The sequence below is a fragment of the Cupriavidus sp. PET2-C1 genome (assembly GCF_054515855.1).
The window spans coordinates 1,197,390-1,211,235 of sequence record NZ_CM137260.1 but is presented as its reverse complement, the minus strand read 5'-3'; the positions used below and the strand labels follow the sequence as shown (position 1 = coordinate 1,211,235).

16 protein-coding genes are annotated in these 13,846 nt (G+C 66.9%); 6 read left to right on the top strand and 10 right to left on the bottom strand.

The annotated features are described in order from the left end of the window. Positions 1–18: 18 nt before the first annotated feature. The 5 genes from ACX12D_RS25435 to ACX12D_RS25415 are packed head-to-tail and all read right to left on the bottom strand — an operon-like array spanning position 19 to position 4,120. A complete protein-coding gene (locus tag ACX12D_RS25435) occupies positions 19–1,338 on the bottom strand; it encodes an ATP-binding protein (protein ID WP_459376227.1) in 1,320 nt (439 codons plus the stop codon). Further along, positions 1,335–2,006, bottom strand: coding sequence for a response regulator (locus ACX12D_RS25430; protein WP_183036434.1), 672 nt, complete (start codon positions 2,004–2,006; stop codon positions 1,335–1,337). Before ACX12D_RS25430 ends, ACX12D_RS25435 begins: the two co-directional genes overlap by 4 nt. Positions 2,007–2,046: 40 nt before the next feature. Further along, positions 2,047–2,844, bottom strand: coding sequence for an ABC transporter permease (locus ACX12D_RS25425; RefSeq protein ID WP_459376225.1), 798 nt, complete (start codon positions 2,842–2,844; stop codon positions 2,047–2,049). Next, positions 2,841–3,509, bottom strand: coding sequence for an ABC transporter ATP-binding protein (locus tag ACX12D_RS25420; protein ID WP_459376224.1), 669 nt, complete (start codon positions 3,507–3,509; stop codon positions 2,841–2,843). Before ACX12D_RS25420 ends, ACX12D_RS25425 begins: the two co-directional genes overlap by 4 nt. Beyond that, the gene (locus ACX12D_RS25415; RefSeq protein ID WP_459376223.1) at positions 3,506–4,120 is read right to left on the bottom strand and encodes a phosphatase PAP2 family protein; all 615 of its coding nucleotides are present in this window, start codon (positions 4,118–4,120) and stop codon (positions 3,506–3,508) included. The genes ACX12D_RS25420 and ACX12D_RS25415 overlap by 4 nt, the downstream gene beginning before the upstream one ends. Before the next feature lie 492 nt (positions 4,121–4,612). Here ACX12D_RS25415 and msuE point away from each other — a divergent pair, with 492 nt between their 5' ends. Both msuE and ACX12D_RS25405 read left to right on the top strand, forming a co-directional pair. Continuing rightward, complete coding sequence (gene msuE, locus ACX12D_RS25410) at positions 4,613–5,179, top strand: FMN reductase (RefSeq protein ID WP_459376222.1); 567 nt, start codon at positions 4,613–4,615, stop codon at positions 5,177–5,179. 150 nt (positions 5,180–5,329) lie between these two features. After that, on the top strand, positions 5,330–6,538 hold the full coding sequence (locus ACX12D_RS25405; RefSeq protein WP_459376221.1) for an acyl-CoA dehydrogenase family protein: 1,209 nt from the start codon (positions 5,330–5,332) through the stop codon (positions 6,536–6,538). Here ACX12D_RS25405 and ACX12D_RS25400 read toward each other — a convergent pair. Beyond that, entirely contained in the window at positions 6,508–6,957 is a 450-nt protein-coding gene (locus ACX12D_RS25400; RefSeq protein ID WP_459376220.1) for a CBS domain-containing protein, read from the bottom strand. The genes ACX12D_RS25405 and ACX12D_RS25400 overlap by 31 nt on opposite strands. Before the next feature lie 352 nt (positions 6,958–7,309). Between ACX12D_RS25400 and ACX12D_RS25395 the strand changes: the two genes are divergently transcribed. Further along, a complete protein-coding gene (locus ACX12D_RS25395) occupies positions 7,310–8,146 on the top strand; it encodes a transporter substrate-binding domain-containing protein (RefSeq protein ID WP_459376219.1) in 837 nt (278 codons plus the stop codon). Between the two features lie 65 nt (positions 8,147–8,211). Here ACX12D_RS25395 and pcp read toward each other — a convergent pair whose 3' ends face one another. Further along, positions 8,212–8,859, bottom strand: a complete 648-nt coding sequence (gene pcp / locus ACX12D_RS25390) for a pyroglutamyl-peptidase I (protein WP_459376218.1) — start codon at positions 8,857–8,859, stop codon at positions 8,212–8,214. A 130-nt stretch (positions 8,860–8,989) separates the two neighbouring features. Here pcp and ACX12D_RS25385 point away from each other — a divergent pair, with 130 nt between their 5' ends. The 3 genes from ACX12D_RS25385 (at position 8,990) to ACX12D_RS25375 (ending at position 10,987) form a co-directional block, all read left to right on the top strand. Then, entirely contained in the window at positions 8,990–9,895 is a 906-nt protein-coding gene (locus ACX12D_RS25385; protein WP_459376217.1) for a LysR family transcriptional regulator, read from the top strand. Between the two features lie 250 nt (positions 9,896–10,145). Then, entirely contained in the window at positions 10,146–10,475 is a 330-nt protein-coding gene (locus ACX12D_RS25380) for a type II toxin-antitoxin system PrlF family antitoxin (RefSeq protein WP_459376216.1), read from the top strand. Continuing rightward, on the top strand, positions 10,472–10,987 hold the full coding sequence (locus ACX12D_RS25375; RefSeq protein WP_459376215.1) for a type II toxin-antitoxin system YhaV family toxin: 516 nt from the start codon (positions 10,472–10,474) through the stop codon (positions 10,985–10,987). Before ACX12D_RS25380 ends, ACX12D_RS25375 begins: the two co-directional genes overlap by 4 nt. Positions 10,988–11,018: 31 nt before the next feature. Here ACX12D_RS25375 and ACX12D_RS25370 read toward each other — a convergent pair whose 3' ends face one another. The 3 genes from ACX12D_RS25370 to ACX12D_RS25360 form a co-directional block, all read right to left on the bottom strand. Then, a complete protein-coding gene (locus ACX12D_RS25370; RefSeq protein WP_459376214.1) occupies positions 11,019–11,315 on the bottom strand; it encodes a XapX domain-containing protein in 297 nt (98 codons plus the stop codon). Between the two features lie 110 nt (positions 11,316–11,425). After that, positions 11,426–11,866 carry a DoxX family protein gene (locus ACX12D_RS25365; protein WP_459376213.1) on the bottom strand — a complete coding sequence of 147 codons (441 nt, stop codon included), beginning with the start codon at positions 11,864–11,866 and terminating at the stop codon, positions 11,426–11,428. A 42-nt stretch (positions 11,867–11,908) separates the two neighbouring features. Next, entirely contained in the window at positions 11,909–13,774 is a 1,866-nt protein-coding gene (locus ACX12D_RS25360) for an amidohydrolase (RefSeq protein ID WP_459376211.1), read from the bottom strand. Positions 13,775–13,846 lie beyond the last annotated feature (72 nt).

Genomic DNA, 13,846 nt, shown 5'->3' with positions numbered 1-13,846 from the left:
CACGACCGGCGCTGCCTTTCACGCACCGCTTTGCGCCGGGAATACCACGGCCACCGTGAGCCCGCGGCCCGCCGGGCCGTCCTCCAGCAACACCGTGGCGCCATGGCGCGCGGCAATGCTCTGCACGATCGCCAAGCCGAGTCCGCTGCCATGCGCGTCGCTGGCGTCGCCGCGATGAAAGCGGCGGAACACATTGTCGCGCTCGGCCGGCGCGATGCCCGGGCCGGTGTCGCTCACGCCCAGCATGGGCGCGCCGTTGCGCCATTCGATGCGCAGGTCGACCCGGCCGCCCGGGCTGGTATAGCGGATCGCGTTGTCGGCAAGGTTGCGCAGCAGGATGAAGAGATCGCCGCCCACGCCACGTACCTGGCATTCGGGCGCGCTCGCGTCCAGGCCGAGGTCCACATCCTTGGCTTCGGCCATGGGCAGCAGCTCGCGCACCACCTGCACCGCCACGTCGCGCAAGCTCACGTCGGCGAGCGGGGCCTGGGTGGCAGGGGCGCCGTCCTCGCTGCGTGCCAGCGTCAGCAATTGCGCTACCAGGTGGGTGGTGCGGTCCAGACGCTCGCCCAGCTTGGCGAGCGCCAGTTTCTGCTTGTCTTCGCTGTCGGCGCGCAGGGCCAGCTGCAGTTGCAGCTTGAGCGCGGTGAGCGGCGTGCGCAGTTCGTGCGCGGCGTCGGCGACAAAGGCGCGCTGGGTGTCCATGGATTGCTGCAGGCGGGCCAGCAGGGCATTGAGGGCTTCCACCACCGGCACCAATTCCGGCGGCCAGCCGTGCGCGTCCAGCGGCGCCAGGGCGTCTGCCGAGCGGCTGCCGACCGCGCGCGCGATCTCCTCGACCGGGCGCAGCGAGCGCCTGACCACCAGGTGGATCAGCAAGCCAAGCGCTGGCACCAGCGCCAGGATGGGCAGCAGCGCGCCAAGCGACAGCGAGGCCGCCAGCTTGTGGCGGAACGCGACCGATTGCGCGGCCTGCACATAGCGATCCCCGGCGAGCACGCCGTAGATGCGCCATTCGCTGCCGCGCGCCTTCATGTCATGAAAGCCCGGCAGGTCCGCGCGTGGCAGCGTGACCGGGTGCGAGGCGTAGATCTGGCGGCCCTGCACATCCCAGGCCTGCACCACGATCTCCTCGTCGAGTTCGCCGCCGCCCAGCGGCGGCGTGGCGTCGCGCTCCAGATGTGCCGGCAGCATGCGTGCCGCTTGCTGCAGTTGCGCATCGAAGACCTCGCTGGCTTCGCGGCGCACCTTGAAATAGGCGGCCGCGCCTGCCACCAGGGCGCAGGCGAGCATGGCCCCGAGCAGGCCGGCCAGCAACTGGGCGCGTATCGTTCTCATGCCGGGCCGCCCAGCTTGTAGCCGACACCGCGCACATTGCGGATAAAGTCGGCGCCGAGCTTCTTGCGCAGCGCATGGATATGGACTTCCACCGTATTGCTGCTGATTTCCTCGTTCATGTTGTAGACCGCCTCGCGCAGGCGCTCGTGGGTCACAACGTGGCCCGGCTGCTCCATCAAGGCCTGCAGCACCATGAACTCGCGCATCGACAGCGCCACGATCTCGCCGGCGCAGCGCACCTCGCGCGTGGCGGGGTCCAGGCGCACCGGGCCATGCGCCAGCTCGGTGCTGACGCGCCCGGCACTACGGCGCAGCAAGGCGCGGATGCGCGCGAACAACTCGTCGAGGTCGAACGGCTTGACCAGGTAATCGTCGGCGCCGGCATCCAGGCCGCGCACGCGGTCAGCGGTGGCGTCGCGCGCGGTCAGGATCAGCACCGGCAGCGCCAGCCCGCGGGCGCGCAGTTGCCGCAGCACCGCCTCGCCGGAGCGGCCGGGCAGGCCAAGGTCGAGCAGCACGGCGTCGTAGGTGCCGGGCGCATTGGCGGCCAGCGCGGCATCGGCGAGGCGGCCATCCCTGACCCAGTCGACCGCGTAGCCTTCGGCCCGCAGGCCTTCCTCTACGCTTTCGCCGATCATCGGGTCGTCTTCCACCAGCAGCAGGCGCATGGCATGGTTCCTTGGTTGGTGATGAGTGGGTGCCCTGGGGTCAACGGCGTTGCAGCCGGTCCAGGCGCAGGCGGTGGCGGTGGTCGGTCAGGCGCCGGACCGCCAGCGTGGCGGCCAGGATCACGCCCAGCATGCTGCCGCCGGCGAGCAGGAACATCAGCAGGATCTGGTACCGGGCCGCGGCGATCGGGTCCATCCCGGCCAGGATCTGGCCGGTCATGATGCCTGGCATGGTGATGATGCCGGCCGCCGCCATGGTGTTCATGGTGGGCAGCATGCCGCTGCGCACCGCCTGGCGCACGATCACGCGCAGGGCCGCCTGGCGGTCATCGCCAAGCGCCAGGCGCGCATCGATGGCGGCGCGCTGGTGCCAGACCGCGGTAAAGGCGCCGTTGAGGGCCAGGCTCGCGGCGTTCATCACGTTGCCCAGGATGATGCCGGCCAGCGGGATCGCGTGGCGGGCGTCGTACCAGGGCGTCGGGCGCAAGGCCGTGGTCAGCGCCAGCACGGTCACCAGCAGTGTCGGCAGGCTCACGGCGGCGGCGCCGATCATTGCGTGCCAGGGCCCCGCCAGGCGGCGCTCCTGCCGGCTGCCCACCTCGCGGGCGGCGGCCGCGATCATGGCGGCTACCGTCAGCGCGGTCACCAGCGGCGACGACAAGCCAAACACCGTGCGCAGCACCAGTCCGACCAGCAGCAGTTGCACCACCATGCGGCCCGCGGCCCAGAGCAGGCTGCGGTGCACGTCCAGCGACATCGCCAGCGAGGCGCCCGCGCCGGCCAGCACCAGCAGGCTGGCCAGCGCCAGGTCATAGGCTGTGAGCGGGATCGGGCTCATGCCGGCACCGCTTCCAGTCCGGCGGCGCCGAGGCGATAGTGGCGGTCCTGCAGGCGTGCCGCCTGCGCGGGATTGTGCGAGACGATCAGCAGCCCCAGCCCCTGTGCCTTGCAGTCGTGCAGCAGCGCCTCGACGGCCAACGTGGTCTCGGCGTCCAGCGCCGAGGTCGGCTCATCCAGCAGCAGGAAGCGCGGACGGCGCACCAGTGCGCGGATCAGCGCGAGGCGCTGGCGCTCGCCGGTGGACAGGCGGCTCACGGGCGCCTGCAGGATGTCCGCGGGCAGGCGCAGCCGCGCCAGCAGCGCCTTGGCGGCCGGCACGTCCGTCATATGTTCGAGCACGTCGTCGCCCCACCAGCCGGATTCGGCCGCCACGTACATGACCTGGCGCCGCCAAGCCGGCCCGCTCATGCTCTCGCGCGGGGACTGGCCTAGCCGGACTTGCCCGCGATTGGGATCGAGATCGGCAATCATGCGCAGCAGCAGGCTCTTGCCCGCGCCGGACGCGCCGGACAGGATCACGCAACTGCCGGGCGCGATGGTGAGGCTGAACGGCCCGCGGCCAGCGCCTTCGAGGCCGCTGATGGCCAGGCTGGCGTCGGCACCGCGCGTTGACGGCAGGGCGCCAACGGTGGCAAGGGGTGGCATCGTGTCAGCCAATGTCATGGGTTGAGCCATCCGCGTGCGATGGGGTAGGCCAGCAGGTGCCGGTAAAGCTGCTCCGCGCGCGCCGTGGCAGCGGCAAGCAGCGGGCGCGTGAAGGCAGACGTAGCCACGGCCGCGCAGCATGCCGCTATCGCAAATGCGCCGACGATGTCCAGTGGAAAGTGTACGCCGAGGAAGACGCGGGCCCAGCCGGTTAGGGCCGCGGCTACCAGCAGGCCGGCCCCGCTCAGGCGCTGGGCCCTGCCAGGCGCGCGCAGCAGGACGAAGGCCAGCGTGGCCAGCAGCGTGACGTGGTCGCTCGGAAAGGAGGGGTCGGCGGCATGCGCCAGGTAGGTATGCCCGATGCCCGCCATGAAGGGCCTCGGCATCGGCAGCAGCAGGCCGAACAGGGTCGAGCAGAGCCCGCCCAGCGCCACGGCCGCCAGTGCGCTCGTCGCCATCTGGCGCTCGCCCGGCCGCGCGCGCAGCCAGCCCGCGGCCAGCACCAGCGGCGCGGCCGCGATCAGCCCTTCGGCGAGGAAGGCGGCCACCCAGAGGCCGGCGCCAGACAGCCCTGCGGGGGCGTTCAGGCGCTGGAACAGCGTGAGGTTCAGGGCAAGGAGCGTCGACATCGGGAGCGTTGGATTCTGGCGATGCGGCAAGGATAGTGCACAGCGGCTTAAGGAACGCTTAAGGCTGGCTGGCCGTGCCCGGCCCGCGCTCCATGCCGGCGGCGTGGACCCGGGCAAATCATGCGCGTCGCGCAACGCAGCGTGGCCTTGGCCTGTTCGGCGGCTTCGGCTGGTGCTTCAGGTTTGTCAGCAGCCTGGAAGGGGGTTCGCGCGTCTATGCATAGACGAAAATCGTCCTTCGATGGCCAGTGCCGTTGCGTTATCGTGGGGGACTTGTAAGCGCTTGCCTAAGACGGCTGCGGTGGCTACGCCCCTCTCTCCACACTGTTGCACCGGCAACAGCAGATCGACAGTGTGCTCCGGGAGAACGGTGCAGATCCGCGCCAGGAATGGCGCACAGGCAAAGAGCATGGTGCCTGATGCATTGCCGGCAACGAATTGCGCCCCGCGCGTGAATCCACAAACCATCGATATCGACAGGAGGTTCTTCCCATGGCTACACCGCTGAACGTGGTCGCCGTCAACGGTAGCGCGCAGCAGCCCTCGCGCACGCTTGCGCTCGTGCAGGCACTGCTCACGGAACTGGATAGCCGGCTGCATTTGCAAAGCCATATCGTCAACCTGGGCGACATCGCGCGTCCGCTGGGCGCGGCGCTGTCGCGCGCAGAGCTGCCGGCCGAGATCGAAAACGAGCTGGTCGCCATCGAGTCCGCGGACCTGCTGGTGGTGGCCGCGCCGGTATATCGCGGTTCTTATCCTGGCCACTTCAAGCATCTGTTCGACCTGGTGGGGCAGGAGGCGCTGGTGGACAAGCCGGTGCTGCTGGGGGCCACGGGCGGCAGCGACCGCCACGCGCTGGTGCTGGAGCATCAGTTGCGGCCGCTGTTCGGCTTCCTGCAGGCGCTCACGCTGCCCATCGGCGTGTACGGCAGCCCGGGGGATTTCCACAATTACCAGGTCAGCAGCGCCGCGCTGGCCGAACGCATTCGCCTGGCCGCGGATCGTTGCGCGCCGTTGTTCGAAGCCAGCCGCAAATTGCCGCTGCAGCGCGCGGCTTGAAGGGGAGAGCCGCGGCAATCAATGTCTTCTGGTCCAGATCGGTGAGCTGCGGGCTAACCGGCACAAGCCCGGCGAGCCGGACGACCCCGACGCCGCCGCTGGCGAGCCTCCTGTGTTTGCCATCGCTATCTAAACCCAGACAACAAACGCATGCCAGAACTCAATCCTTCCCAGGCGGATCTCTCCGTCCGCTTCCGCCCGGTCTTTGCGCAGATCGCTGAACGCGCGGCTGAGCGCGAACAGGAGCGCGAGCTTGCTTTCGATGCGGTCGCCCTGCTGCGCGATGCCGGCTTCGGCGCCTTGCGCGTGCCGGTGGCGCTCGGCGGGCTGGGCGCTTCGGTCGAGCAACTGTTTGCATTGCTGATCGAACTAGGCGAAGCGGATTCCAACTTGCCGCAGATCCTGCGCGCCCATTTTGGCTTTGTCGAGCGGCTTTATGCGGAGATAGCGCCCGAACTGCGGGAGCGCTGGCTGCGGCTCGTCGCGCAGGGCGCGATCTTCGGCAACGCCACGACCGAGCTTGGCGACGGCGCGCCAGGCAAGCACAAGACCACCTTGTCGCCAGCTGGCGAAGGCTGGCGCCTCGACGGTGAGAAGTTCTACAGCACAGGCACGCTCTATGCCGACTGGATTGCCGTCAGCGCCAGCCGCGAGGGCAGTGCTGAACCCGTTTATGTGCTGGTGCCGGCTAATGCGGCGGGCATCGACCGCATCGACGACTGGCGGGGCTTTGGCCAGCGCCTCACCGGCTCCGGCACCACACGCTTTCGCGGTGTCGCGGTGTCCGGCCAACAGGTGCTGAGCTTCCCGCGCAATGTGCCCACGTCCATCACGGCTTACTTCCAGCTGGTGCACCTGGCGACGCTGGCCGGCATCGCCCGGGCCATCGAGCGCGACGCGGCCGCCTTTGTGCGCGCGCGCAAGCGGGTGTACAGCCACGGCAGCGGACGCACGCCAGCCGAGGATCCGCTGGTGCAGCAGGTGGTGGGCCAGTTGGCCGGCACGGCGTTCGTGGCAGCTGCCGCCGTCGCCGCCGTGGCGCAAGGCCTGGGTGAGATCGATCGCCTGCGCCAGCGCGGCAAAGCCGTGCCGGTCGGCTTGCTGGACGATGTGGAGTTGCGTACCGCCAGGGCGCAGGTTGGCATCGCGGACCAGGTGCTGGCGGCGGCCACACGGCTGTTCGACATCGGCGGCGCTTCCGCGCTGGACGAAGGCCGCCGGCTGGACCGCCACTGGCGCAATGCCCGCACGCTGGCTTCGCATAATCCGACCATCTACAAGGCAAGGGTGGTTGGGGATCACAGCATCAACGGCACGGCACCGGCTTACTATTGGTCGGTTGGGGCGAAGGCGGCCTGACTGTCACCGGGGGCATCACTTGCCGCCAGCGATCGCAGGATGTCTCGCCAACTCACGATGCCAACCGGCCGAAACTGCTCGTCGACGATGGGAATGCACGAGACCTGGTGGGCAAGAAATAGCGCAATGGCATCAGCAATCCCGGCCTCGGGGCGCAGCGTTACCGGCTTGCGCGTCATGATCTGGTGCACGCGCTTCTTGAGGGTGTTGACGTCCCTGGCCGACTCTACCGTGCTGCCTATAAACGGGCTCATGGCTCGCAGCAGATCGCGGTCCGATACAAGACCGTGCAGCTTCCCGTCTTCCACGACGAGCACGTGGTGGAACTTTGCCTCGTCGAAGATATTCTTGATCGTTGCCAACGTGTCGTCGAACACGACGGTGACGAGCTTTCTAGACATGATGCTATCGATGCTCACTACTAGCTCCATGTTTGTCTTTTCCTGTGGTCGTAAGCGATCCGCATGCGCGTACGCGCACCTGGCCGGTCACAGACCAAAGCCGTGATCCCTTCTATCGCCCCCCTGGGGGAAAACTTGACCCTACGATCGGGGGGGGCTTGTATTTCTGTATGTGCCGCTGCCTGGCGCCGGGTGCATGCCGATTGCAAATGAGAGGGGCCTTTGGCGAGCAGATTGCGGGCACTCGCAGCGGCCTGCCGCGCGCCCGGTCCGCAAGCAGATATCCATATCCGAAACCCTTTCTTGTGATCGTGCGCGCCATCGAGCAAGATCCCCGTTTCCCTTTCACTTGCCTCGGCGCGTGGCCCGCATGAATTCCGTCTTCCGCTTCCCGTCCGTTTCCCGAATCGCCGCCGCCTTGCTTTGCCTGGCGGCGGGCGCCGCGCATGCCGATGCCACGCTCGACAAGATCAGGCAGCGCGGCAAGCTCGTGGTAGGCGTGATCCTCTCGGGCCCGCCCTTCGGCACCATCGACCCGGCTACGCAAAAGCACATCGGCTATAACGTGGAGTTGTCCGAAGGCGTGGCCAGGGGCCTTGGCGTAACACTGGAAACCATCCAGGTGCAGCCCTCGAACCGCGTGCAGTTCCTCCAGCAAGGCAAGGTCGACATCCTGATCGCCAATATGCAATGGACGCAGGAGCGCAGCGAGATCCTGTCCTTCGTGCCCACGCCCTTTGAAGAGGTCGGGGGTGCGGCTATCGCCAGGAAGGGTAGCGGCATCGCCAGGTGGGAAGACACAAAGGGCAAGCCGGTCTGCGTTTCGCAGGGCAGCAACTTCACCAAGCCGCTGGCCGAGCAGTATGGCGCGCAGATCAAGGCCTTTCGCGGCCAGCCGGAGTCGCTGCTGGCGCTCAGGGGCGGCAATTGCGTGGCGGCGGTGCATGTGAGCCCGACGCTGCGCGACCTGGTGGAGAACAACGCCGACTGGAAGGACTACGAGATCGTCTCCCCACGCGACCTGATCCCGTCGCCATCGGTGATCTGGGTGCGCAAGGGCGAGACCGATACGCAGGCCGCCATCGACCGCATCGTGCAGGACTGGCATCGCACCGGCTGGCTGATTGGCGTAGAAAAAAAGAATGGCATGACGCCCACGCCGCTGCTGCGCCAGCTGCACGAAAAGTTTCGCAAGACGCCCGCCTGAGGCGACGCACACATGGCAGAGCATCGCTAAAGCGCAGGCTCGGCAATGTTGAGTTCCTGGCCGATTCAGTGCAGCGCGCCCGCCCCTTCGCGGATGTCCTGCTCCACGGCTAGCGTGGTCGCCACGATCACCCGGACGCCGGCAATGAGCGTAGCGAGCGCAAGGCTGGGAGCGCCCGGATGGCGGGCCGCCATTTCGGGCAAATAGGGCACGTGGACGAAGCCGCCGCGCAGGCCGGGCCGGCTTTTGGCGATGTAGTGCGATAGCCCGTAGAAAATCGCATTGCAGTTGTACGTGCCAGCCGTTTGCGACACAGAGGCGGGCACGCCATGTTGACGGAGCGCTCCGACAATGGCCTTGATCGGCAGCGTGGAGAAATAGGCTGCCGGCCCGTCAACGACAACCGGTTCGTCGACAGGCTGGTGCCCTTCATTGTCGGGGATCCGTGCATCGACCACATTGATCGCGACTCGCTCTATCGAGATATCGTTGCGGCCGCCGGCCTGTCCGAGGCAAATGACCACGGTCGGATCGACCTCCTCGATGGCGCGCTGCAAGACGCCGTTCACCTTACCGATCACGCACGGCAGTTGACGGGCGACGATGCTTGCCCCATCAATGGACTCGCCGTCGAGCGCGCGCGCCGCTTCCCATGACGGATTGATCGTTTCGCCATCGAAGGGTTCGATGCCGGTGAGCAAAATCTTGGCCATTGCGCGCTCCAAACCTGGTTAGCTGGTAGATCCGTAAGCATAGAGCTGCGGGTATGAATTCTTGAAATAGATAATCAATATCCGTAGTATTGGAATCATGAATTTAGCTTCCATCGACCTGAACCTGCTGGTGGCCTTCGAGGCCGTGTTCGAGACGCGTAACGTCACGCTGGCCGCGCAGCGTCTGCACCGAGCCCAGCCGTCGGTCAGCAACGCGCTGAGCCGCCTGCGCACGTTGTTTCAAGACGAACTGTTCATGCGGACCGCTGCCGGCATGGTGCCAACCGAACGGGCCATGGCCCTGATGCCGTCCATCGGCCAGGCGCTGGCGCAGATCCGCGAGGTGCTGGACCAGGGCGCCGGCTTCGATCCCGCGACGGCTACCGGCAAGCGCTTCACCATCGCCGCCAGCGACTATGCCGACATCGTGGTCGTGCCACATATATTGGCGCGGCTGCGTCGCCTGGCACCGCACACCGATCTGCGCGTCGCCAAGCTCGACCGTGCTGCCATCTACAAGCAATTGGATGAAGGCGTGCTGGACATGGCCATTGGCGGCCACCTGGCGCCGCCAAAACGCATGCTTGTCACCCCTCTGTATGAGGAGCAATTCGTTTGCATCGCAGACCGCCGCCATCCGCGCCTGCGCAAGCACGTGCTGGACCTGCAGACCTTCATCGCGTTGCCGCACGCACTGTTCGTGCCGAGCGACGACGGTTCCACCCGCGGCGTGATTGATGAGAAGCTGGCTAGGCTGGGAGTCAAGCGACGCGTGGCCGCAACCTTCGCCCACATTATTGCGTTGCCCTATGCCGTACAGAACACCGACCTCGTCGCAACGCTCGCGCGGCGCGCGGCGTTGCAACTGGCAGGCCGGCAGATCGCGCTGCATGCGCTGCCGCCGGAACTGGGCGAAAACGCGTTTAGCGTAGACATGGTCTGCAGTCGCCGCGTGCAGGGTAATGCAGCGCTCGGGTGGCTACGCCGCATCGTCGGTGAAGCGGTGGGCGATATGGACAGGAACGGCGCGGCCTAGCTGCCGCACACGCGCCGTGAGCCAGCCGCGCATTCGTCCTTATGGATTGGGGGGGCATTCCGGTTCCCGTTCTGCTGGCGCTTCAATGGGAAAAGTGAAGAAAGCGCTATCTCAATGTGGTCGGTTGGTAGGCCGTCTTCATCTGGGCTTGGGGGCACGATGGTACAAGTCGGAGACAATGCACTTGCATTGACTTGGTAAGGCGATTGCATTACCATGCACAGCATCACCCCTTTGACCGGAGAGCCCCATGGCTGCCACCCTCGAAGTCGAATCCACGCTGACCGACCGCTACCAGACCACGGTGCCGGAAACCGTGCGCCGCGCCCTGCGGCTGGGCAAGCGCGACAAGATCCACTACACGATCCGCCCCGGCGGCGAAGTCGTGCTGACGCGCGCCGAGGCTTCCGAGGGAGACGATCCGGTGCTGGGCAATTTCCTGGGTTTCCTGGTCCGCGACATCGCCAGCCATCCGGAGCGCCTGCAGGCCGTCGATGCCAGCTTTGTGCAGCGCATCCAGTCGCTGGTCGGTGGCATCGAAGTTGATCTTGATGCCGCCCTTTCGGCAGACGATGAATGAGTGCGAGTCAGCCTGCGCCTTTGGTCATCAACGGTTGGACCGTTTTCGCCCATCCGCTGTTTCTCGCTCAACTTGAGGGGCTGACCCAACAAGTCGAAGCGCTCAGGCAAAGAGACCCAACCGGGTACGTGAAGAAGAACGCCAGCAAGCGGCTGGCGGCGATCACGAGGTTGGCGTTCGAGGTGATCGCGCAGGACCCGGCACGGCCGGAATACCGGCAGGGCGGCACGCTCGGCGACGATCACAAACATTGGTTCCGGGCCAAGTTCTTTCAACAGTACCGGCTGTTCTTTCGCTACCACGCGCAAAGCAAGGTAATCGTATTTGCCTGGGTCAACGACGAAGACACCAAGCGCGCCTTCGAGAGCAGCGACGACGCCTACCGCGTGTTCCGCAGGATGCTGGAAAGTGGCCGCCCTCCGGACGACTGGGACCAGCTACTGGCCGAGGCGCGCGCAGAAGGTCTGCGCTTGCAGCGGATGGCTGCGGGAGCCGCGCAGGTGCAGCCCTGAATCGCCGGAAGGCTTGGCTTGTGAGGCGGGCTCAGTGCGATTCGGTGGTGCCGCGCGGCGCTGGCGGCATGTCGTTGCGGGCCGCGGTCAAGGTTGCCGGCGGCGGTGCGCCGGTGATCTTGGGTACGCACTCCGCGTGGAACCAGGCGGCGGTGACGGGCTCGCCGGCCAGCATGCGCTTGATCGGCGGCACGACCTGCTCGCCGATCAGCATGCCAAGCAGCCCGATCAGCGCGACCACGGGCGGGGCGGGCGAGCGGACCTGCATCAAGGCGTAGATGATGCCGACGAGGATGCCGGCGCCAAGCGAAACGATATAGAGTTTCATCGCATTTCCAGTGTTCAGTGTTCAGTGTTCAGTGTTCAGTGTTCAGTGTTCAGTGATCAGCGATCAGTGTGGGTTGCCGAGTTCGCGGCATGGCCAGGCCATGGACAGCTTCATGCCGTTTGCCTTGCGGCGCGGCGGGAGAGGTCTTCCCATGCCACCAGCACGAAGCCGCCGACCAGGCCGATGTGCTCGAAGAAGGCATTGGCCAGCATGAACTGCTCGGCTGGCGGCGCCGTCCAGAAACGGTTGGCCAGCAGGGTCGCCAGCAGCGTGAAGACCGCCAGCGCCAGCGCGCCGAGCCAGCGGTAGACGCCGCACAAGATCATCAGCGACGCGCCCAGCTCCAGCGCGATCACCGCGGCGGCCAGCGGCGCCGCCGGCGCGAGGCCGAAGTGCTGCATCTCGCCGATGGCGCTGGCGAAGTCCGTGGCCTTGACCAGGCCGCCTTGCAGGTAGGCGGCGCACAGCGCCAGTAGCGCAAGCCAGCGCAGCCAGGACGGGAGCGCGACGGCGCCTGCCGTGCTAGGGTGGGTGGAGGCTGAAGGGCGCATCTTGGAGTCTCCCTGGCAGGATGCGTGGATCGGATACGCGTCTCAGAAGGCCCAGCAGGAACAGCCGAGCGCGCCCCAGAATGTGCTTTCGTCCGACGCCGGCACGCCCGCGGTCCACGCGTTGGCATGGCCGTGGCCGTGCACGCCGCAGGCACTGGCGCAGGCGCACGCGGTGTTGAGCGCGAGCGCTTTGGCCTGTGGCCGCGGCTGGTAGCCGCCGGCGTGGCGCACCGGCGACCAGTCCGGCATGGCGGGCGGCAGCGCCGGCGCGAGCTTGTCGAAATCGCCGTCGCCGTACACCACCTTGCCGCCCAGCACGGTCATCACCGAGGTGATGTCCTGGATATCGTCTCCGGGCACGCTGAAGTAGTCGGCGGAGAGCACCGCCAGGTCAGCCAGCTGGCCGGCCTTGATCTGGCCCTTCTTGCCCTCCTCGGAGGAGAACCAGGTATTGGCCTCGGTCCACAGCCGCAGCGCCGTTTCGCGGTCGAGCAGGTTGGCTTGCGGATACATCGACAGCCCGCCCACCGTCTTGCCGGTGGTCAGCCAGTACAGCGACACCCACGGGTTGTACGAGGCCACGCGCGTGGCATCGGTGCCGGCGCCGACCTTGACACCGCGCTCGAGCATGCGCTTGATCGGTGGCGTGGCCTCGGCTGCGCGCGCGCCGTAGCGCTCGACGAAATACTCGCCCTGGTAGGCCATGCGGTGTTGAACGGCGATGCCGCCGCCCAGCGCCGCGATGCGGTCGATGTTGCGGTCCGTGATGGTCTCGGCGTGGTCGAAGAACCAGTGCAGGCCATCGAAGGGCACGTCCTTCGCTACCTTCTCGTAGACATCCAGCGCACGTGAGATGGTCTCGTTGTAGGTGGCGTGCAGACGCCAGGGCCAGCGGTTCTCCGCCAGCAGGCGGATCACCGGCTCCAGGTCGCCTTCCATCGACGGCGGCATATCGGGCCGCTCGACACGGAAGTCCTCGAAGTCGGCGGCGCTGTAGACCAGCATCTCGCCGGCGCCGTTGTGACGGTACAGGTCGTCGCCCTGGCCAGGCTTGATCTGCTTGGACCAGCCGCTGAAATCGCTGAGCTCATCCTTGGGCTTCTGCGTGAACAGGTTGTAGGCCAGGCGCACCGTCAGCTGCCCGTCCTTGTGCAGCTCCTCGATGATGTGATAGTCCTCAGGGTAATTCTGGTAGCCGCCGCCAGCGTCGATGACGCCGGTGACGCCAAGCCGGTTGACCTCGCGCATGAAATGCCGCGTGGAATTCTTCTGGTACTCGGGCGGCAGCTTGGGGCCCTTGGCCAGCGTGGCATAGAGGATCGTGGCGTTTGGCTTGGCGAGCAGCAGGCCCGTGGGGTTGCCGGCCTTGTCGTGCACGATCTCGCCGCCCGGCGGGTTCGGCGTGTCCTTGGTATAGCCCACGGCGCGCAGCGCGGCGCCGTTGAGGATGGCACGGTCGTACAGGTGCAGGATGAACACGGGCGTATCCGGCGCCGCCGCATTCAGCTCCTCGATGGTCGGCAGGCGCTTTTCGGCGAACTGATGCTCGGTGAAGCCGCCGACCACGCGTACCCACTGCGGCGCGGGCGTGCGTGCCACCTGGTCCTTGAGCATGCGCATGGCATCGGCCAGCGAGCGCACGCCGTCCCAGCGCAGCTCCATGTTGTAGTTCAGCCCGCCGCGGATGATGTGCATGTGGCTGTCGATCAGCCCGGGAATCGCGCGGCGGCCTTGCAGGTCGACCACCTTGGTAGCGGCGCCGGCCAGTTGCATGATCTCGTGCCGGGTGCCGACGGCAATGAACTTGCCGTCCTGGATGGCAACGGCATCGGCCTGCGGATTGGCGCGGTCAAGCGTGGCGAACTTGCCGTTGACGAGGATAAGCTCGGGCGTGCTGGTTTGGGTCATGGCGAAACTCCGGCTGGCGGCCGCCGCGCCGAGCGCGGCGGCGCCGGCAATGAACTGGCGGCGGGTCAGTGA

Bases quoted from the DNA above. Each gene is read 5' to 3' on its own strand.
- ACX12D_RS25435 (WP_459376227.1), bottom strand. From the start codon at position 1,338: ATGAGAACGATACGCGCCCAGTTGCTGGCCGGCCTGCTCGGGGCCATG.
- ACX12D_RS25430 (WP_183036434.1), bottom strand. From the start codon at position 2,006: ATGCGCCTGCTGCTGGTGGAAGACGACCCGATGATCGGCGAAAGCGTA.
- ACX12D_RS25425 (WP_459376225.1), bottom strand. From the start codon at position 2,844: ATGAGCCCGATCCCGCTCACAGCCTATGACCTGGCGCTGGCCAGCCTG.
- ACX12D_RS25420 (WP_459376224.1), bottom strand. From the start codon at position 3,509: ATGACATTGGCTGACACGATGCCACCCCTTGCCACCGTTGGCGCCCTG.
- ACX12D_RS25415 (WP_459376223.1), bottom strand. From the start codon at position 4,120: ATGTCGACGCTCCTTGCCCTGAACCTCACGCTGTTCCAGCGCCTGAAC.
- msuE (WP_459376222.1), top strand. From the start codon at position 4,613: ATGGCTACACCGCTGAACGTGGTCGCCGTCAACGGTAGCGCGCAGCAG.
- ACX12D_RS25405 (WP_459376221.1), top strand. From the start codon at position 5,330: ATGCCAGAACTCAATCCTTCCCAGGCGGATCTCTCCGTCCGCTTCCGC.
- ACX12D_RS25395 (WP_459376219.1), top strand. From the start codon at position 7,310: ATGAATTCCGTCTTCCGCTTCCCGTCCGTTTCCCGAATCGCCGCCGCC.
- pcp (WP_459376218.1), bottom strand. From the start codon at position 8,859: ATGGCCAAGATTTTGCTCACCGGCATCGAACCCTTCGATGGCGAAACG.
- ACX12D_RS25380 (WP_459376216.1), top strand. From the start codon at position 10,146: ATGGCTGCCACCCTCGAAGTCGAATCCACGCTGACCGACCGCTACCAG.
- ACX12D_RS25375 (WP_459376215.1), top strand. From the start codon at position 10,472: ATGAGTGCGAGTCAGCCTGCGCCTTTGGTCATCAACGGTTGGACCGTT.
- ACX12D_RS25370 (WP_459376214.1), bottom strand. From the start codon at position 11,315: ATGAAACTCTATATCGTTTCGCTTGGCGCCGGCATCCTCGTCGGCATC.
- ACX12D_RS25365 (WP_459376213.1), bottom strand. From the start codon at position 11,866: ATGCGCCCTTCAGCCTCCACCCACCCTAGCACGGCAGGCGCCGTCGCG.
- ACX12D_RS25360 (WP_459376211.1), bottom strand. From the start codon at position 13,774: ATGACCCAAACCAGCACGCCCGAGCTTATCCTCGTCAACGGCAAGTTC.